Here is a 16,790-nt window from a genome sequence, read left to right on the forward strand (position 1 = left end):
GCGGGATCAACCGGTGCCCCAACCGCGCGGTCGATGCCGCGCCCCACAGTCCCTGCGAGTGTTGGCGTACACCAAGCAGGGAGGCCCCAAATGGCGATCATCGAAGTCGAGGACCTGGTCAAGGATTACGGCAGTTTCCGTGCCGTGGACGGGATCTCGTTCGAAGTGGACGAGGGCGAGATCTTCGGGATCCTCGGCCCCAACGGCGCCGGCAAGACCACCACCGTGGAATGCGTCGAGGGCCTGCGGTCCCGCGACGGCGGCAGCGTCAAGGTCATGGGCCTCGACCCCGAACGGGACGGCGCCGAACTCAAGCAGGTGCTCGGCATCCAGCTGCAGGAGAGCCGCCTGCCCGACCGCATCCGTGTCGGCGAGGCCCTCGACCTGTACGGCTCGTTCTACCGGCAGCGGGCCGACACCGACCGGCTGATCGAGAAGCTCGGCCTCGGCGGCAAGCGCAAGACCCCGTTCGGGAAGCTCTCCGGCGGGCAGCAGCAGCGCCTGTCGATCGCGCTCGCGCTCGTCGGCAACCCGCGCGTGGCGGTGCTCGACGAGCTCACCACCGGCCTCGACCCGCAGGCGCGCCGCGACACGTGGGACCTCATCGAGCAGGTGCGCGACTCCGGGGTCACGATCATCCTGGTCACGCACTTCATGGACGAGGCCGAGCGGCTCTGCGACCGCATCGCGGTCGTCGACTCCGGGAAGATCGTCGCCCTCGACACCCCGGCCGGGCTCACCGCGCGGGTCAGCGAGGAGCAGCGGGTGCGGTTCCGGCCCTCCGCCGCGTTCCCGGACGCGCTCCTGCTCGACCTCCCGGAGGTCGCGCGCGTCGAGCGCAGCGGCTCGCACGTGGTCGTCACCGGCGGCGAGAACCTCCTCCAGGCCGTCGCGTCCGTCCTGGCGCGCAACCACATCGTGGCCGCCGAGCTGCGCGTCGAGCAGGTCAGCCTCGACGACGCGTTCGTGGCCCTCACCGGCAAGTCCCTCGACAACTAAGCCCCGCAAGGAGAACCTGATGTCCGCACTCGGCAAGCTCATCCAGATCGAAAGCCGGCTGTTCCTGCGCGACCCCATGTCGTTCACGATCGGCCTGCTGCTGCCCACCGTCGTCCTGCTCGGGCTCGGCGCCGTGCCGATGCTCCGCGAACCCTCTGAGGACATGGGCGGCCAGCGGTTCATCGACTACTTCGCTCCCTCGACGATCGTCATGGCCGTCGGCGTCATCGGCCTCACCAACCTCCCGGCGGTCCTCGCGACCTACCGCGAGCACGGCGTGCTGCGCCGCATGCGGACCACCCCGATCCACCCCGCGAAACTCCTGCTCGCGCAACTGGTCGTCAACATCGGGGCGTCGCTCGCCTCGGTCCTGCTCGTCATCGTGGCCGGGAAGCTCGTGTTCGACGTGCCGCTGCCCCAGCATGCGTTGGGCTTCGCCATCGCCTTCGTTCTCGGCATCACCGCGGTCTTCGCGCTCGGTATGCTCGTGGCGGCCGTGGCGCCGACGACGAGGTCCGCAACCGGGCTGTCGACGATCCTGTTCATGGCGACGATGTTCTTCGGCGGCGTGTACCTCCCCCGGTTCATGCTGCCGGACGCGATCGCCACCGCCGGCGACTACGTGCCCCCGGGCGTGCAGTCGCTGCTCGACGCCTGGACCGGGACGGCCCCCGCCGTGGTACCCCTGCTGGTCATGGCCGCCACCGCGATCGCCGCCGGGGCGGTCGCCGCCCGAATCTTCAAGTGGGAGTAGTGAGCATGGAGCCGGTGGAGCGGACCCCCGAGGAGTTGTCCGAACGGCACTCGAAGATCGAGGGCACCTACCACCGGCTCCTCGACTGGATGCCGTACGCCACGCTCGCGCTCAGCGCGGCCCTCAGCGCCCTGATCAGCCCGGACCCTTGGGAGTCCCAGCTCGCGACGTACGGGCTCGCGGCGGCCGTGGCCCTGTGGGTGTACCTCGCCTTCACCAGGATCCCGTCGAAGACCGAGGCGTCAGAGCTCCGGATCGCGGTGTACCTGTTCGTGATGCTGGCGTTCGGCGCGGCGCTGATGCTCCGCGACATGCTGTTCTTCATCTTCGTGATCACCGGCTTCTTCCACGCCGGGTACCTCAAGTCGATGGGGATGCTCGTCGCCGGCATCGGCGCGAGCTCGATCGTGGTGAACTCCAGCATCGTCAACCACACCGATCCCGACCCTGAGGGCGTCGTGGTCTTCATCGTGGTCGTCGCCGTCCAGACGCTCGCGATCAGCTCCGGCTTCCTCCTCAACGAGAAGCTGGTGCAGCTGCGCACGCAGCGCGAGGAGGCGCTCCTGGCGCGCGAGGCGGCACTCCAGGAGAACGCCGGACTCCACATGCAGCTGCTCACGCAGGCAAGGGAAGCGGGCATTCTCGACGAGCGCCAGCGCATGGCCCGGGACATCCACGACACGGTCGCGCAGGGCCTGGCGGGGATCATCGCGCAGCTCCACGCCGCCGACGGCACCGACGACGCGACGCAGCGCCGCCGCCACCTCGACAGCGCCGCCGACCTCGCCCGCGAGAGCCTGGCCGAAGCCCGCCGCACCGTGCAGGCGATCGGCCCGCCGACGCTCGACACCGCGCAGCTGCCCGAAGCGCTCGCCGAGGTCTCGGCCAAGTGGTCGGAGGCGAACGCGGTGCCGGTGGAACTGACCACGACCGGGGACGCCAAGCCGATGCATCCGGAGATCGAGGTGACGCTCCTGCGGGTCACCCAGGAGGCGCTCACCAACGTCGCCAAGCACAGCGGCGCCGGGCGGGTCGGGATTACGCTCTCCTACATGGATGATCAGCTGGCGCTCGACGTGCGGGACGACGGGACCGGTTTCGACCCGGGCAAGACGAAGGCCGCCAAGGGGAACGGGTACGGGCTGGCGGCGATGCGCCAGCGCGTGGACCGTCTCGCCGGGAGCTTCTCGATCGAGTCCGAGCCGGGGTCGGGGACCGTGGTCTCGGCGATCGTCCCCGCGGTGCAGGCGGTGGCCGATGCCGCCTGAACCGGTGCGGGTGCTCATCGTCGACGACCACCCGGTGGTGCGCGACGGGCTGCGCGGCATGTTCGACCGCGCTGCGGACATCGAGGTGGTGGGCGAGGCCGCCGACGGCCGGGAGGCCGTCGACCGGGCGCTCGCGCTGCGCCCGGACGTGGTGCTCATGGACCTGCGGATGCCCGGCACCGACGGGGTGACCGCGATCCGGGACCTGGCGGCGCGTGGCGCCACCGCGAAGGTGCTGGTGCTGACCACGTACGACACCGATTCCGACGTGCTGCCCGCGATCGAGGCGGGCGCGAGCGGCTACCTGCTCAAGGACGCCTCGCCGGCGGAGCTCCAGCGGGCCATCAGGACTGCGCACGAGGGCGGCACGGTGCTCGCGCCTTCGGTGGCGTCGCTCCTCATGGAGCAGGTGCGCCGGCCCGCGCCGAGCACCGGTCCGCTGAGCGAGCGGGAGCTGGAAGTGCTGGCGCTCATCGCGAAGGGCCGCAGCAACAGGGAAGCGGCTGCGGCGTTGTTCATCAGCGAGGCGACGGTGAAGACCCACCTCATGCACGTGTACGCGAAGCTGGAGGTCAACGACCGGGCCGCGGCCGTCGCGGCCGGGTACGAGCGCGGGCTGCTGCAGGCGAAGGGCCGCTGAGGGGTTGCGCCGTCCCGGCGGGTCGGCATCCGATGCGGCCGGGCCGCTCGGCTCCCGTCAGGCTTCTTCGACCCAGTAGTTGTCGTGCTCGAGGAAGAACGCGGCGCGCTCCTCCTCGGTCATCTCGCCGACCGCGGCGACACCCTCGAAGTAGGGTTCGCGGTCCGCGCCGGGGGTGAAGAGCAGCAGCATCGAGGCGGGTTCGTCGGTGTCGTTGCGGAAGCCGTGGAGGCCGCCCTGCGGCACGTACACGAAGTCGCCCTTCTTCATCGGGGCCCACTCGTTGCCGTTGTAGATGGTGACGGTGCCTTCGAGGATGTAGAAGGACTCCGAGATGGTCTTGTGGAAGTGCGCGGCGGGGCCGCCCTTCTTGGGGCCCATGTTCCAGCGGTAGAGGCCGAACTCGCCGCCGGTGGCCGCGCCTTTGGCGAGGTATTCGCCGTAGCCGTTCGCGAAGAGGAGGTCGGCGGGCGTGTCGTTGCGGCGGACGACGGCGGTGGCCTCGCCGGTGTCGCCGAAGTACTTCGGTTCGGGGTATGACATGCGAGGGTCCCTCTCTGGTCGCGAGCGAGTAACGGTTGCTGCAGCGTACTGCCGCGAGGCGTGCACGCGTTGGGGAGGTCCGGATACGCTCGGGACATGAGCGAACGCCCTGCGCCCCTGTCCGTCGCCGCCGCGCAGCCGCAACTGCGGGCCGGTGATCTCGCGTTCAACGCGCTCGCGCACGCCGAGGCGGTCCGTGCGGCCGGCGCTCGGCTCGTGGTCTTCCCGGAGCTGTCGCTCTCCTCGTACGCGCTCGCGGCTCCCCCTGTGGCCCTTGATGACCCGGCGCTGGACGCGATCGTGGCGGCGTGCGCGGAGTCCGGTGCGGTCGCCCTGGCTGGCGCGCCGATCAAGGAAGGCGACGCGGAATTCATTGCGGCCCTGCGCATCGACGCCGGCGGCGTCGAAGTGGCCTACCGGAAGATGCACCCGGACGAGGAGGAGTGCCGCCGCTTCCGGGCCGCGGCCGATCCCGTCGTCATGGAGCTGGACGGCTGGCGGCTGGGCCTGGCGATCTGCCGCGACACGATGATGTTCGAGCACGCGCCGGCCACCGCCGAGTTCGCGAAGCGCGCAGGGCTCGGCGGCATCGACGCGTACATCGCGGGTTCGCTCTTCACTCCGAAGGGGCTTGTCAGGCGTGACAAGCGGATGCCGGAACTCGCCCGCGGCTACGGCATGTGGGTGGTGCAGGCATGCTTCGCGGGGCCGGGCAGCGACTACCCGGAGGTCGCGGGGGCCTCGGCCGTGTGGGCCCCGGACGGCACGGTCGCGGCCCGCGCCGACGAGCGGCCGGGCCGGATCGTCAAGACCGAGCTGCGGTTCTAGCGAAACGCCCGGAACGGTTGCGTCGTCAGTGCCCGTGACCGTCAGGGCCGAGCGGGGGTTCCAGTCCCCGCTTCATCTTCGGCGCAGGCCTCCATCATGGACGCGGCGTTGCCGCGGATCCAGTCGAACATGTTGCCCAGGTGGTCGGCGGTGCCGACCCCGAACTCGGTGAGGCCGTAGGTGACCTGCGGCGGGACGGTGGCCTCGACGCGGCGCCAGACCAGGTTGTCGGCCACGAGCTGGCGCAGGGTCTGCGAGAGCATCTTCTCGCTGATGCCCTCGATGCGGTCGCGCAGCTCGAAGAACCGCAACTCCCCCCGGTGCAGCCCGAGGAGGACCCAGATGCCCCAGCGGTTCGTGATGTGGTCGAGCACTTGCCTTGCGGGGCAGTTGGTGTGAAAGACCTCACGACCGTCCGGCGGGGCCCATGCGATGATCTGGTTTCCTCCCGGCATGCCAGGAGCTTACCTGAAGGTAGGCCCTTCCCGAAAGTAAGTCTTGCCCCTACCTTGGGTTCCACACCTGAAACCGAAAGGAACCCAAGATGATCGTTGTCACCGGAGCCACGGGGAACATCGGCCGCCCGCTCGTCGAGGCGCTCACCGCCGCAGGCGAGAAGGTCACCACCGTCTCGCGCGGCGACGCCGCGTTCGGCGGCGGCGTGGTCCACCGCAAGGCGGACCTCGCCGACACCGCCTCCCTGAAGCCCGCCTTCGAAGGCGGCGACAAGCTCTTCCTGCTCACCATCGATCCCGAACTCGACCACGCGCCGATCCTCAGCGCGGCCAAAGACGCCGGGATCACCAGCGTCGTGCTCATCTCCTCGCAGCGCGTCGCCACCCGCCCCACCGAGGCGCTCCAGGCGATGGAGAACGACGTGCGCAACTCAGGTCTGGAGTGGACGATCCTGCGACCGGGCGGCTTCGCCTCCAACGCAATGCTGTGGTCCGAGCCCGTGCGCAAGGAGCGCACCGTCATCGCGCCGTTCGGCGACGTGGGCCTTCCGGTGATCGACCCGCGCGACATCGCGCACGTCGCCGCGGCCGCACTCACCGACGACGGCCACCAAGGCAAGGCGTACACCCTCACGGGCCCCGCGCTCATCACGCCCCGCGGCCAGTCCGAGGCGATCGCGGCCGCGATCGGCGAACCGGTCGAATTCATCGAGCAGAGCCGGGCCGAGGCCCGCGCGCAACTGCTCCAGTTCTGGCCGGCCCATGTCGTCGACGACACCCTCGACATCATCGGCGACCCGAACGCGGCCGAGCTGGAGATCAGCGGCGATGTGGAACGCGTCCTCGGCCGCCCGGCCGCCTCGTTCGCGGACTGGGTGAAGCGCAGCGCCGCCGCGTTCCGCTAGGCGGCGCGCCCCGGGCGGTCACATTCGCCTGGGCCCGTTCGTCATAGGGGTGCCATCGCTCGCGCGGGCGGGGCCGGCGCAACACCGCCGGCCCCGCCCGCGCGAGCACCACCCAAAGGGAACGGAAGCCGTCATGAGCAAGACCTGGTTCGTCACCGGTGCATCGCGGGGCCTCGGCCGCGCCTTCGTGGAAGCGGCGCTCTCACGCGGCGACAACGTCGCCGCCACAGCCCGCGACACGACGAGTCTCACTGCGCTGCAAGAGAAGTACGGCAAGGCGGTTCTGCCGCTCGCCCTCGACGTCCACAACCGAGAAGCCGTGTTCGCGAGCGTCGCAGAGGCCCGCGCCCACTTCGGACGGATCGACGTCGTCGTCAGCAACGCCGGGTACGGCCTGCTCGGCGCGGTCGAGGAGATCACCGAGCAGCAGCTGCGCGACCAGATCGAGACCAACCTCTTCGGCTCGGTCTGGGTCCTCCAAGCGGCCCTGCCGCACCTGCGCGAGCAGGGCAGCGGGCACCTCATCCAGATCTCCTCGGTCGCGGGCGTCACCGCGATGCCGCTCGGCGGCGCGTACGCCGCCTCCAAGTGGGGCATCGAGGGCCTGGTGGAAACGCTCGCGCAAGAGGTCGCCCAGTTCGGCGTCAAAGTGACCATCGTCGAACCCGGCGGCTACGCGACCGAGGGAGCGGCCGGGGCGGTGCACGCCCAGGTCGCGCCGCAGTACGCGGCCCTGCGCGAGGGCTTCGCCGCGCTCGCCGAGACCCTCGAGTTCGGCGACCCCGCCGCCGCGGGCCGCGCCATGCTCGCACTGGCCGACGCCGAGGAGCCGCCGCTGCGCACGTTCTTCGGCGTCCAGGGCGGCCCGATCGTCGAAGCCGTCTACGCCGACCGGCTCAAGACCTGGACCGACTGGCAGGACCTCGCGGTCGAGGCCCACGGCGACCGGGCCTGACACCGACGGTGACGCACGACATAGTCCGCTCCTGTCATGGATTCTGCCGCCGCCCCGTTCAAAGGGCGTCAAGCGAACCAGACAGGAGCGAGACCATGCAGCACCGCATCACCGTCCTCGGCGCGGGTTACGCCGGATCCTTCGGCTCCGGCTACCTCGCGCGCCACCTCCACAGCGACGACTTCGCGATCACCGTCGTCAACGCCGAACCCGACTTCGTCGAGCGCCTGCGCAACCACCAGCTCGCCGCCGGCCAGACCCTCAAGCACCGCCCGCTCGCGAAGATGTTCGCGGGCACCGGCATCCGCCTGCGGGTCGCCCGGGTCACCGCCCTCGACCCCGACAACCGGACGGTCACCGTCACCGACGCGCACGGCCCCGAACTGCTCGAGTACGACACGCTGCTCTACGCGCTCGGCAGCACCGCCGCCGACCACGGCGTCCCCGGAGTCGGCGAGCACGCCCACCACGTCGCCTCTCGGCCCGCGGCCCTGCGACTGCGGTCGCGCCTCGAAGCACTGGGCGGCGACGGGACCCTCCTGGTCGTCGGCGGCAACCTCACCGCGATCGAAGCCGCCACCGAGCTCGCCGAAGCGCACCCGACACTCCGGGTCGTCCTCGCCACCCGCGGCGAACTCGGCGGCTGGCTCGGCCCGAAGGCGCGCGCGCACCTCATGCGGGCCTTCGACCGGTTCGGCATCGACGTCCACGAGCACACCGCGATCGAACGCGTCACCGAGCAAGGGGCGTTCACCTCGGCGGGCCGGCTGTTCGCCGCCGACGCGACCGTGTGGACCGCGGGCTTCGCCGTCCACCCGATCGCCGCCGCCAGCGGCCTCGCCGTGCAGGAGAACGGCCAGATCACCGTCGACGAGCACATGCGATCGGTCTCCCACCCGGAGGTCTACGCCGCGGGCGACGCCGTGTTCACCATCGCCGAGAACGGCCGCCCGCTGCCGATGTCCTGCGCCTCGGCAGGACCGACCACGAAGCGGGCCGTGTCCTCGATCATCCACGAGCACACCGGCCGCAAGCTCGAGATCCCCGCGCTCAGCTACGTGGGCAACCACATCAGCCTCGGACGCAAGGACGCGATCTTCCAGCTCGTGGACGGCAGCGCCCAGTCGAAGCCCGGAGCGATGTGCGGGCGCATGGCCGCACGCCTGAAGAACGACATCCTCAAGGGCGCGGCGATCGGCTCGGCGCACCCCACCTTCGGGATGCCGTCCCGGCGGCTCCACCGGGCGGCCTCGGCCGCCACGTCGACCAGGGCGGTCGCCGCCTAGAGTGGCGCTCATGGACACCGCCACCGTGGAACGCTTCGAGGCCGGCCGGTCCCGGCTGGCCTCGCTGGCGTACCGCCTGCTGGGTTCTGCCGCGGACGCCGAGGACGTCGTGCAGGACGCGTTCCTGCGCTGGCAGGCCGTCGACCGCGACCGCATCGAGGTGCCCGAGGCGTGGCTGACCAAAGTGGTCACCAACCTCGCGCTCGACCGGCTCCGGTCGGCGCATGCGCGACGCGAGCGGGCGGTCGGCGCGTGGCTGCCCGAACCGCTCCTCGAGGGCGACCCGATGCTGGGCCCGGCCGAGACGTTCGAGCAGCGCGAGTCGGTGTCCGTGGCGGTGCTCATGCTGCTGGAGCGCCTCCCGCCGGTCGAACGCGCCGTCTACGTGCTGCGCGAGGCATTCTCATACAGCCACAGCGAGATCGCCGAGATCCTCGACATCTCCGTGTCGGCCAGCCAGCAGCACGCGCTGCGTGCGCGGCGGCATGTCGCCGTGGGGCGCAACGCCGCCCAGGTCGACCGCGAGGCCGCCCGCCGCATCGTGGAGGCCTTTATGGACGCTGCGGCGTCGGGCAGTACGGAGCGCCTGGTGGCCATGCTGACCGACGACGCCACGGCCGTGTCCGACGGCGCCGGTTTCGGGGGCAAGCCGTGGTTCGAGACGGTGCCCGCGCGCATCGCCGCGACCTTCCGGGCGGCGTTCAAGCCGACCCCGGCGAAGCGCAGGCACGCGGGCGGCTCCCCGTCGATCCACGCCGAGATCGTCAACGGCGCTCCCGCCATGATCGCCGTGCTCGACGGCCGGGTGGTGGGCGTCGTGGTCTTCGACCCGCGCGGCGACAAGATCGCGGCGCTCCACGGCATCGCCCACCGCGCCAGCCTCGAGCGCATCACGCAGCAGTGGGGCCGGACCGAGCACGACGCGCCGCTCATCGAGCACTGGTGACCGGGCGCTACCCGATCGGGTGAACTCCGGGCGGGCAAGCCCTTTCGGCCCCGATTCCTGTCGGACCCGGCTGCGAATCTGGCCGGGAGACTTCCTTCCCCTCTCGGGAGGGTGGGGGTTTGTGGACGGCAGATGCGGTGCCACGGATTTCGCACCTGTCACCCGCCCCTGTTGCGAGACAGCGTCACGACAGGGCGGCGACAGCGCGGACGGCGAAGCTCTACGACATGAACATCAACGCCACGCACACCGCCCCCGCGGAAGCCCCCAAGACCACCGGCCTCGTCGCGAAGATCGTCGCGAAACTCGTCGCCGACCGCCACTCGATCCCGCTGTCCATCGCCCTGCACCTCGTCCCCGGCGGCCTCATCGTCGCCGCCTACGCCTTCATCGGCGCCCCCATCAGCCGCGCCATCGGCGCCCCGATCTTCGCGGCCTGGGCCATCGGGCTCGCGATCGTCCTCTTCCCGCTCTGGTTCGGCCTGTTCTGGCTGGGCAAGCAGCAGACCGGCCGCTACACGATGCGCGGCGGCGTGGTCCGCTACCGCGACAAACCGTTCTCCCGCGGCAAGATCACCCTGATCGGCATCGGCTTCCTGCTGTACATGGCCATCGTGGCGCTCGCGCTCGCACCGCTCGACGCCTTCATGTACGACAACTTCTTCACCTGGGTCACCTTCGAGGGCTCCGGCGGCTCCGGCACGACCTACCTCGACGCGTACGACATGGACGTCATCGTCACCACGATGCTGATCTGCGGGCCCTTCACCGGTTTCCTCCTGCCCCTGATCGAGGAGTACTACTTCCGCGGCTTCCTCCTCCCCCGGCTCCCGCAGCTCGGCCGCTGGGCGCCGCTGTTCAACACGGCCCTGTTCGCGATCTACCACTTCTGGGCGATCTGGACGGTCCCCTCGAAGATCCTCTTCCTCCTCCCCGGCGTCTGGTTCGTCTGGGGCAAGCACGACATCCGCGCCTCCATCTGGATGCACCCCGGCTCGGCGCTCGCGATGACCGTGCTCGGCACCACCGCCTACGCCCTCGGCCTCATGTAGTCCGACCTTCGACAGGGCCCCTCGCATCGCGAGGGGCCCTGTCGGCTTTCCGACACGGACCTGGCGGACGTGCCGGAATCTCATACGATGGAACGTTCCGATGCCTGCCGGCGCCGACCGGCCGATGTGCTCTGAGTGGACGGGAACCCCAACATGGCTGAAGACCACGGCACCCTCTGGGAGGTCGTGCGCGACGTCGTCGCCGAGGTCGCCCCCGGCGAACTGGACTACGTCGAAGGGCTGCGGCTCATCGACGACCGGACCGTGACGCGCGCGATGCGCCGCCGCCGGGGCCGGAACGAACCGCTCGGCTTCGGCTCGACCGACCTCGTGCTGCTCGCGACCCCGATCGTGTGGGTCGTCGTGGAGCACTTGGTGACCCGCGGTACGGACACCCTCATCGATCGCCTCGCCAAAGGCGTCCGGTCCCGGTTCGGGAAGCGGCAGGCCGACCGCCGCGTGCCGCGGCAGGACCTCCGGCGCATAGCCCGCCTGCGACGGCAGGTCGAGGTCGAGGCCCGCCGCCGCGGACTGTCCGAAGAGGAGGCCGCGGCGATCGCCGAGGCGCTCCTGCAACGCCTGGAACTGAAGGACGAGCGGACCGGGCCGCCGGAGCGATGAGCGGGCCGCGCCTGGCCGTCGATACCGCCACGACGCTTCGGTTCGCCCAGCTCGTTGCGCTCATGGTCGTCAGCACCGGCGCCACGATCCTGGAGGCGCGCAACCTCCTCGGCGGCAACCTCCCCCGGCAGAACTGCTACCGGGCCGCCGGCGTCAACGCCGAGATCGACACGACCGCGAACTCGGCGGACAGCTGGAGCCGCAACGCGGACGCGATCGCGGCCTGCCTCGAGCAGTACCCGGCGCCGTCGATGTGGCTGGCGGCGGCCTGGATCGGCCTGCTGCTCGCCGCCACCTTCCTGCTGTTCAAGGCCATGCCGAAATGGAAGGCCCGGCGCGGCAGGTACGTCCCGCTCGAACTGGTGCCCGGCGGCCAAGCCGCCCGGGAGCGCATCGAGGAGCTGGCGGAAGCGCTCGAGCTCGGCGACGTCCGCAAGTTGACCGTGGTGGTCGACCCCGTCGCGGCGACCGAGAGCGCGGTCATGTTCGGCAGCAACCGAAGACCGCGGATGCGGATGCACCGCGGACTCCTCGACGCCAGGAGCGCCAAGCCGGACACGTTCGACGCAGTGGTCCTGCACGAACTCGCGCACCTGAAGAACCGCGACCTCACCATCACCTTCCTCGTGATCGCGATGTGGCGCGTGTTCGTGTGGCTCGTCCTCGTCCCGTACCTGGTCCTGCGCACCGACCTGTTCCTCGACTCGGTCCGGTACTACTCGTGGGCGACGAACCTGATCGGCATCAACCTCAAGAACATCGCGGCCACCGGCGTCCTGGCCGTGCTCGTGTACCTCTCGCGCACCGAGGTCCTGCGGGTCAGGGAGATACGGGCCGACCAGACCGCCAGGTCCCGCCCCGACGTCTGGCCCGCCACGGCGGCGCAGGGCGAGCCGGGCCGCTGGGAGCGGCTCCTGAGCATCTGGCGCGTGCACCCGGACTGGAACACGCGCCGCGCCTCATTGGAGCGGCCCGAGTCGATCCGGCGGATCAGGCCGTTCGCGCTGGCGCTCATCGGACTCGCGACCGTGATCATGCTCTACCGGCTCCAGTTCGCGTTCACTGAGATCCCCTGGCCCCTGGTCCCGGCGCTGCTGACCGCCGCGCTCATCGGCGCCGTCGCCGCGTCCGCGATCCTCGGCGTCTACATCACCCAGGCGGTGACGCTGAACGACGCCGCCCCGGGCACCGGGGCCGCGGCCGGGTTCTGGTTCGGCCTCGGCATGGTCCTCGGCCTCCCGTTCGTGGACGGTTTGTTCTCGTTCACCCGCCTGCCCCCGCACCCGGAGTTCGCACTCGCGCTCGTCGCCACGACAGTCCTCTTCGGATGGTGGCTCTCCGAGACCGCGCGGCAGTGGACGGGAGCGGGCGTCTCCGCCCCGCGACTGGCGGTCATCGTCGCCCTGTCGCTGCCGGTCCTGACGATCCTGCTGGTCGCCTGGCGGTACTGGTCCGGTTTCTTCAACGGCCTGTACGTCTTCTACGACACCGACTACCTCTACACGCAATGGGGCGACATCGTCGAGTCGAACGGCGGCGACGCCGACGGCTTCGCGGTCAAGGCCCTCTACCTGGTCAGCCCGGCGCTGATGGCGACCGCAGGGCCGCTGCTGTTCGCGATGATCACCTTGATGTGGGCGGCGGCAGCGGTGCCGCGGATCGTGCCCCCGCTGCGGCGGCGGTTCGAGCCGCTGCCGTCCGGCCTCAAACCCGCGATCGCGGGCGCCGCCGTGGGGCTCGCCGGGATCGTGACGATCCGACTGGTGCTGGGCCGCTTCGACTTCACTCACGCCGCCGACCTCTACTCGATCGAGCGGTCGATGTACTCCTGGTCCAGTATGGCGGCGCTGTTCGCAGGTGCGATCGTCGCCGCGATCGCGGCGAACACGGGCCTCTCGCGGCTGCGCCTGCTCAACACGCTCGTATCGGTGTACCTCGCGATATGGGGCGGCTTCGCCGGATTCCTCCTGTTGACGGCGACGGACGGCTGCCTCGGCCCGATGAACGTGTACGAGACCGACTGCGGCTGGCGCACCGGCTTCGCCTGGCCCGAGCTCTCGATGTCGTTCAATCTCCTGGTGGTCGGCGCGCTCGTCCTCGCGGCGGTCACCGCCGCATCCGGCGCTGCGATCCGCTTTGCGCTCCATAGATTCGCGCGGCGCTCTCAGCGCCCCGTGCTGTACTTCCACCAAAGCGGACGACGCGACCGCCCCGCCGTCCCGGTCGCGATCGCCCTGGTACTGGCACTGGCGGTGTGCTTCACCGGTTGGCGCGAACAGCACTATCTGGACATGCTGCTCACGTCCACCGCCGATCCGGGGATCCTCGAAGGCTCGGTCGAACGCGAAGGCGAGCGGCCGCCCGAGCTCGTGGCCGAGCAGGTGCGCGCTTGGCTCGACGGCGGCGGCCTCGACCTGCTCGAGCGGTTCGCCGACGATCTCACCATCATGGACGATGCCACCGCCGCCTACGTGTCCACCCCGGAGGACGAACGCACCCTCGACCAGCTCAACGCCGTCCCCGAGGCATGCGATCGCATGACCGCGACGGTGCTCGACGCCGACGACTACTTCGAGATACCCGACACCGCGCTCCAGCAGATGTGGAGCGACTTCCTCGACAACGTGTGGGACCGGGCCGTCACCTGCGCCGACGAGTTCCAGACCGTGATCGACGGCGGCGACGGCGAGACGTGGGCGACAGCCGTGCGCGAGCTCCGGGAGGAGACCATCCCCGAGTACAAGACGCTCACTGAGTCCATCAGCGCGGTGTTCGCATAGGGAAGGGCCTGCGGACTCCGAGCCCCCGCGATCGCAGCTCGTTCACCGGCCGGCACGGATATATGCCGTTGCGCTGCCGACGATCAGCCCTCCTCGCCGGGCGCAAGGACGGGACCGGGGGGTCTCAGACGCGAGCTTCAACGCGGCAGGTCGGTCCAGTACGCGTGCAGCCGTTCGGCCAGTTCGCGAGGGTTGGCGAGCGCGACCATGTGGCCGCCGTCGATCTCGTCGGGTGTGATGCCGAGGCGGTCGCGCACCATGCCGCGCACGAACGCGGGCGGGAGGAACAGGTCGTCGCGGCAGAGCAGGAACCGGGTGGGAACGTCCGGCCAGGACTTCAGCGGCGACGGCTCGCCGTCCCGCTCGCCCGTCTGGTCCCGGCCGCGCGCGTTGCACTCCTCGACCAGGTCGGCGGGAACGCCGTTGTAGAACGCGTCGGCCTCGGGGTCGGACGCCTCCAGGTCGCTGAACCCGCTCGCACTCCACCAGTCGTTCGGCGCTTCACCCGGCAAGGGCACCAACGCGGTCACGAACACGAGCAGCTCGGTGTCAATGCGGGAGCAGACGATCGGGGCGACGAGACCGCCCCAAGAATGCGCGACGATCACCAGGTTCGGCAGGTCGCCGCAGGCTTCGATCACCGCGTCGGCGTACTCGGAGACGCCGTTCGCGGGGTCCTCAAATGGCAGGTCGACGGCGATCACCTCGTGCCCGTGCTCGCGCAGCACCGACGCGACGAGGTGCCAGTCCCAGCTCGTGCTGCCGCCGCCGTGGATCAGCACGAACGTCGCGGTCTCGTTGTCAGCCATGGTCGGGCTCCTTCGCGATCGATTGCTTCCGTTGGGGCCGTTCGGTACTCACCACGAGCACCACGGCGGCGATGACGATCGTGCCGCCAGCGACGATCGGCGCCGTCACGGCCTCGGACAGGACCAGCCAGCCGAGAACGACCGCCACCAGGGGATTCACGTATGCGTAGGTCGCGACGAGCGAGATGTTCGCGGCCTGCAGCAGCCACACGTACGCCGAGAACGCGACCACTGAACCGAAGACTACAAGGTAGGCCCAAGCCGTCCACGACCTCGCCGAATACTCCGCCGGCGCGAACCTTTCACCCCAGGCCAGACCCACGACCAGCAGCAGCGCCCCACCGATCGCCATCTCGTAGACGGCCGCGACGAACGCGTCTCGCGGCATCTTCAGCCGGGGCTGCAGCCACGACCCGAACGCCCACGACGCGGCCGAGAACACCACCAGCGCAACGGCCCAGAACGGGAAGTCGCCGCCCACGCCGTTGCCGATGAGCAGCACTGCGAGTCCGATGAAACCGATGAGCACGCCCAGTGCCGTGGTCCGCTTCGGCCGCTCGCCCGCAAGCACCCGGTACAGCAGGACCCAAAGGGGTACCGCCGCGATGAGCAGGGCGACCAGGCCCGAGGGTGCGCCGCCGCTCTCGGCGATCGTCACCAGGCCCTGGCCGAGGACGGGCAGCAGCAGGCCGATCAGCGCGCACGACAGCACTTCCGCGCGGCTCAGCCTGAGCCGCGCCAGACCGCCGCGGGCCATCAAGATCAGACCGAGAATGATTGCGGCGCACAGAAATCGGCCGCCGGCCGCGATCATGGGCGGCATGTCCTCGACCATGATCCGGATGCCGAGGTAGGTCGATCCCCATACGACGTAGACGATCGCCAGCGCGAACCCTACGAGGACCGGCCGCGACGGCATCACGCGCCGCGACTTCCCACCTGAACCCGGCTCGACTTCCGTTGCTGCGGTCATGCTGACACGGTAGGCCCCGGCGGGCGGCATGGAAAGCGAAATGATTCGTCGGTCTCACTGCCGGGCCGCATGCCCGCCCGTCTCCCGCCGGTCTTCCGCCGGTTCTCCGCCTCGACCATGCAGCTCCGCACCGCTTTACTGAGTTCTAGATGGACATGCGGCGGATCCGCGAGTCGAACGTGACTCGTGGGACCCGCCGACGAGGTCTCCACCCCGGAGCTCGAGTCCCCTCCTGAACGGAGACAGAAGAAATGCCACAACGGAATGTTTCGCGGCGATCCGCTCTGATCGCAGGGACCATGGGTCTCGCGGCGCTGCCCTTCGCAGGTAGTGCTGCGCAGGCCCAGGACGTCAGCCTCAACGCGAATCGCAAGATCTTCCTCGACCCCGGCCACGGAGGCCGCGACCCCGGCGCAGTGGCGAACGGCCTCCTGGAGAAGGACCTGACCCTGGACATCGCAAGGCGCACCAGGGCCATTCTGGACGACCACGGGTACCAGACACGGATGTCCCGCACCTCGGATGTCTACGTGGGGCTCGAGGACCGGGCGGACGCCGCGAACGCCTGGGGGGCGCACGTATTCCTGAGCATCCACATCAACGCCGGGGGCGGGAACGGTTTCGAGAGCCACCGCGAAGTGGACGCGACCGATCACACCCGGAGGTTCAATTCCACTGTGCATCGCAGGACCATCGCCTGGATGCGCCAAACCGCCTCGATCACCGATCGGGGGACGAAGGAAACGAACTACGTTGTGCTCACCCGCGCGAACATGTCCGCGGTGCTCACCGAGAATCTCTTCATCGACAACGCACCCAACGCCCGCCTCCTGAGGTCGCCGAACTTCAGGCAGGACATCGCGATCGGGCACTTCTACGGCGTCGACACCTTCTTCAACTAGCGCGGATGCGGCCCTCACCTGGGCCACGTGCCGCAGTTTCCTGCAATAGCGATGGAAAAGGGCGTGCGGGCAGA

At 70.0% G+C, this 16,790-nt stretch carries 17 protein-coding genes; 13 read left to right on the forward strand and 4 right to left on the reverse strand.

Annotation, left to right across the window (positions count from 1 at the left end; genetic code table 11):
• Nucleotides 1-90 precede the first annotated feature (90 nt).
• The 4 genes from AB0I03_RS01715 to AB0I03_RS01730 are packed head-to-tail and all read left to right on the forward strand — an operon-like array spanning nucleotide 91 to nucleotide 3,661.
• The gene (locus AB0I03_RS01715) at nucleotides 91-999 is read left to right on the forward strand and encodes an ABC transporter ATP-binding protein (protein WP_360404726.1); all 909 of its coding nucleotides are present in this window, start codon (nucleotides 91-93) and stop codon (nucleotides 997-999) included.
• A gap of 19 nt (nucleotides 1,000-1,018) precedes the next feature.
• The gene (locus AB0I03_RS01720) at nucleotides 1,019-1,753 is read left to right on the forward strand and encodes an ABC transporter permease (protein WP_360404729.1); all 735 of its coding nucleotides are present in this window, start codon (nucleotides 1,019-1,021) and stop codon (nucleotides 1,751-1,753) included.
• Between the two features lie 5 nt (nucleotides 1,754-1,758).
• Complete coding sequence (locus tag AB0I03_RS01725) at nucleotides 1,759-3,021, forward strand: sensor histidine kinase (protein WP_360404732.1); 1,263 nt, start codon at nucleotides 1,759-1,761, stop codon at nucleotides 3,019-3,021.
• The gene (locus tag AB0I03_RS01730; protein ID WP_360404735.1) at nucleotides 3,011-3,661 is read left to right on the forward strand and encodes a response regulator transcription factor; all 651 of its coding nucleotides are present in this window, start codon (nucleotides 3,011-3,013) and stop codon (nucleotides 3,659-3,661) included. The genes AB0I03_RS01725 and AB0I03_RS01730 overlap by 11 nt, the downstream gene beginning before the upstream one ends.
• 57 nt (nucleotides 3,662-3,718) lie before the next feature.
• On the opposite strand, the gene AB0I03_RS01735 is transcribed toward AB0I03_RS01730, so the two are convergent.
• Nucleotides 3,719-4,204 (reverse strand): cupin domain-containing protein, encoded by a 486-nt coding sequence (locus tag AB0I03_RS01735; RefSeq protein ID WP_360404738.1) that lies wholly within the window; start codon nucleotides 4,202-4,204, stop codon nucleotides 3,719-3,721.
• Nucleotides 4,205-4,300: 96 nt separating this feature from the next.
• On the opposite strand from AB0I03_RS01735, the gene AB0I03_RS01740 reads away from it, so the two are divergent.
• Nucleotides 4,301-5,032: a carbon-nitrogen hydrolase family protein gene (locus AB0I03_RS01740; protein ID WP_360404741.1), complete on the forward strand. Its 732-nt coding sequence runs from the start codon at nucleotides 4,301-4,303 to the stop codon at nucleotides 5,030-5,032.
• 41 nt (nucleotides 5,033-5,073) lie between these two features.
• Here the strand turns inward: AB0I03_RS01740 and AB0I03_RS01745 are convergent, their stop codons facing one another.
• Nucleotides 5,074-5,487, reverse strand: coding sequence for a helix-turn-helix domain-containing protein (locus AB0I03_RS01745; RefSeq protein WP_360404744.1), 414 nt, complete (start codon nucleotides 5,485-5,487; stop codon nucleotides 5,074-5,076).
• 89 nt (nucleotides 5,488-5,576) lie between these two features.
• On the opposite strand from AB0I03_RS01745, the gene AB0I03_RS01750 reads away from it, so the two are divergent.
• The 7 genes from AB0I03_RS01750 (at nucleotide 5,577) to AB0I03_RS01780 (ending at nucleotide 14,032) form a co-directional block, all read left to right on the forward strand.
• On the forward strand, nucleotides 5,577-6,392 hold the full coding sequence (locus AB0I03_RS01750) for an NAD(P)H-binding protein (RefSeq protein WP_360404747.1): 816 nt from the start codon (nucleotides 5,577-5,579) through the stop codon (nucleotides 6,390-6,392).
• A 133-nt stretch (nucleotides 6,393-6,525) separates the two neighbouring features.
• Nucleotides 6,526-7,347 (forward strand): SDR family NAD(P)-dependent oxidoreductase, encoded by an 822-nt coding sequence (locus tag AB0I03_RS01755; protein WP_360404750.1) that lies wholly within the window; start codon nucleotides 6,526-6,528, stop codon nucleotides 7,345-7,347.
• Nucleotides 7,348-7,442: 95 nt separating this feature from the next.
• Nucleotides 7,443-8,633: an FAD-dependent oxidoreductase gene (locus tag AB0I03_RS01760; protein WP_360404753.1), complete on the forward strand. Its 1,191-nt coding sequence runs from the start codon at nucleotides 7,443-7,445 to the stop codon at nucleotides 8,631-8,633.
• Between the two features lie 10 nt (nucleotides 8,634-8,643).
• Entirely contained in the window at nucleotides 8,644-9,579 is a 936-nt protein-coding gene (locus AB0I03_RS01765) for a sigma-70 family RNA polymerase sigma factor (protein ID WP_360404756.1), read from the forward strand.
• A gap of 227 nt (nucleotides 9,580-9,806) precedes the next feature.
• Nucleotides 9,807-10,631 (forward strand): CPBP family glutamic-type intramembrane protease, encoded by an 825-nt coding sequence (locus AB0I03_RS01770; protein ID WP_360404759.1) that lies wholly within the window; start codon nucleotides 9,807-9,809, stop codon nucleotides 10,629-10,631.
• 153 nt (nucleotides 10,632-10,784) lie between these two features.
• On the forward strand, nucleotides 10,785-11,252 hold the full coding sequence (locus AB0I03_RS01775) for a hypothetical protein (RefSeq protein WP_360404762.1): 468 nt from the start codon (nucleotides 10,785-10,787) through the stop codon (nucleotides 11,250-11,252).
• Nucleotides 11,249-14,032 carry a M48 family metalloprotease gene (locus tag AB0I03_RS01780; RefSeq protein WP_360404765.1) on the forward strand — a complete coding sequence of 928 codons (2,784 nt, stop codon included), beginning with the start codon at nucleotides 11,249-11,251 and terminating at the stop codon, nucleotides 14,030-14,032. Before AB0I03_RS01775 ends, AB0I03_RS01780 begins: the two co-directional genes overlap by 4 nt.
• 137 nt (nucleotides 14,033-14,169) lie before the next feature.
• Here AB0I03_RS01780 and AB0I03_RS01785 read toward each other — a convergent pair whose 3' ends face one another.
• Both AB0I03_RS01785 and AB0I03_RS01790 read right to left on the reverse strand, forming a co-directional pair.
• Nucleotides 14,170-14,841 (reverse strand): alpha/beta hydrolase, encoded by a 672-nt coding sequence (locus AB0I03_RS01785; RefSeq protein WP_360404768.1) that lies wholly within the window; start codon nucleotides 14,839-14,841, stop codon nucleotides 14,170-14,172.
• Nucleotides 14,834-15,844 (reverse strand): EamA family transporter, encoded by a 1,011-nt coding sequence (locus AB0I03_RS01790; RefSeq protein ID WP_360404771.1) that lies wholly within the window; start codon nucleotides 15,842-15,844, stop codon nucleotides 14,834-14,836. Before AB0I03_RS01790 ends, AB0I03_RS01785 begins: the two co-directional genes overlap by 8 nt.
• 269 nt (nucleotides 15,845-16,113) lie before the next feature.
• On the opposite strand from AB0I03_RS01790, the gene AB0I03_RS01795 reads away from it, so the two are divergent.
• Nucleotides 16,114-16,716: an N-acetylmuramoyl-L-alanine amidase gene (locus AB0I03_RS01795; protein WP_360404774.1), complete on the forward strand. Its 603-nt coding sequence runs from the start codon at nucleotides 16,114-16,116 to the stop codon at nucleotides 16,714-16,716.
• Nucleotides 16,717-16,790 lie beyond the last annotated feature (74 nt).

Source organism: Glycomyces sp. NPDC021274, assembly GCF_040641195.1.
GTDB lineage: Bacteria > Actinomycetota > Actinomycetes > Mycobacteriales > Micromonosporaceae > Glycomyces.

Bases quoted from the DNA above. Each gene is read 5' to 3' on its own strand.
- AB0I03_RS01775 (WP_360404762.1), top strand. From the start codon at position 10,785: ATGGCTGAAGACCACGGCACCCTCTGGGAGGTCGTGCGCGACGTCGTC.
- AB0I03_RS01780 (WP_360404765.1), top strand. From the start codon at position 11,249: ATGAGCGGGCCGCGCCTGGCCGTCGATACCGCCACGACGCTTCGGTTC.
- AB0I03_RS01790 (WP_360404771.1), bottom strand. From the start codon at position 15,844: ATGCCGCCCGCCGGGGCCTACCGTGTCAGCATGACCGCAGCAACGGAA.
- AB0I03_RS01785 (WP_360404768.1), bottom strand. From the start codon at position 14,841: ATGGCTGACAACGAGACCGCGACGTTCGTGCTGATCCACGGCGGCGGC.
- AB0I03_RS01770 (WP_360404759.1), top strand. From the start codon at position 9,807: ATGAACATCAACGCCACGCACACCGCCCCCGCGGAAGCCCCCAAGACC.
- AB0I03_RS01765 (WP_360404756.1), top strand. From the start codon at position 8,644: ATGGACACCGCCACCGTGGAACGCTTCGAGGCCGGCCGGTCCCGGCTG.
- AB0I03_RS01730 (WP_360404735.1), top strand. From the start codon at position 3,011: ATGCCGCCTGAACCGGTGCGGGTGCTCATCGTCGACGACCACCCGGTG.
- AB0I03_RS01720 (WP_360404729.1), top strand. From the start codon at position 1,019: ATGTCCGCACTCGGCAAGCTCATCCAGATCGAAAGCCGGCTGTTCCTG.
- AB0I03_RS01725 (WP_360404732.1), top strand. From the start codon at position 1,759: ATGGAGCCGGTGGAGCGGACCCCCGAGGAGTTGTCCGAACGGCACTCG.
- AB0I03_RS01745 (WP_360404744.1), bottom strand. From the start codon at position 5,487: ATGCCGGGAGGAAACCAGATCATCGCATGGGCCCCGCCGGACGGTCGT.
- AB0I03_RS01740 (WP_360404741.1), top strand. From the start codon at position 4,301: ATGAGCGAACGCCCTGCGCCCCTGTCCGTCGCCGCCGCGCAGCCGCAA.
- AB0I03_RS01755 (WP_360404750.1), top strand. From the start codon at position 6,526: ATGAGCAAGACCTGGTTCGTCACCGGTGCATCGCGGGGCCTCGGCCGC.
- AB0I03_RS01715 (WP_360404726.1), top strand. From the start codon at position 91: ATGGCGATCATCGAAGTCGAGGACCTGGTCAAGGATTACGGCAGTTTC.
- AB0I03_RS01750 (WP_360404747.1), top strand. From the start codon at position 5,577: ATGATCGTTGTCACCGGAGCCACGGGGAACATCGGCCGCCCGCTCGTC.
- AB0I03_RS01795 (WP_360404774.1), top strand. From the start codon at position 16,114: ATGGGTCTCGCGGCGCTGCCCTTCGCAGGTAGTGCTGCGCAGGCCCAG.
- AB0I03_RS01735 (WP_360404738.1), bottom strand. From the start codon at position 4,204: ATGTCATACCCCGAACCGAAGTACTTCGGCGACACCGGCGAGGCCACC.
- AB0I03_RS01760 (WP_360404753.1), top strand. From the start codon at position 7,443: ATGCAGCACCGCATCACCGTCCTCGGCGCGGGTTACGCCGGATCCTTC.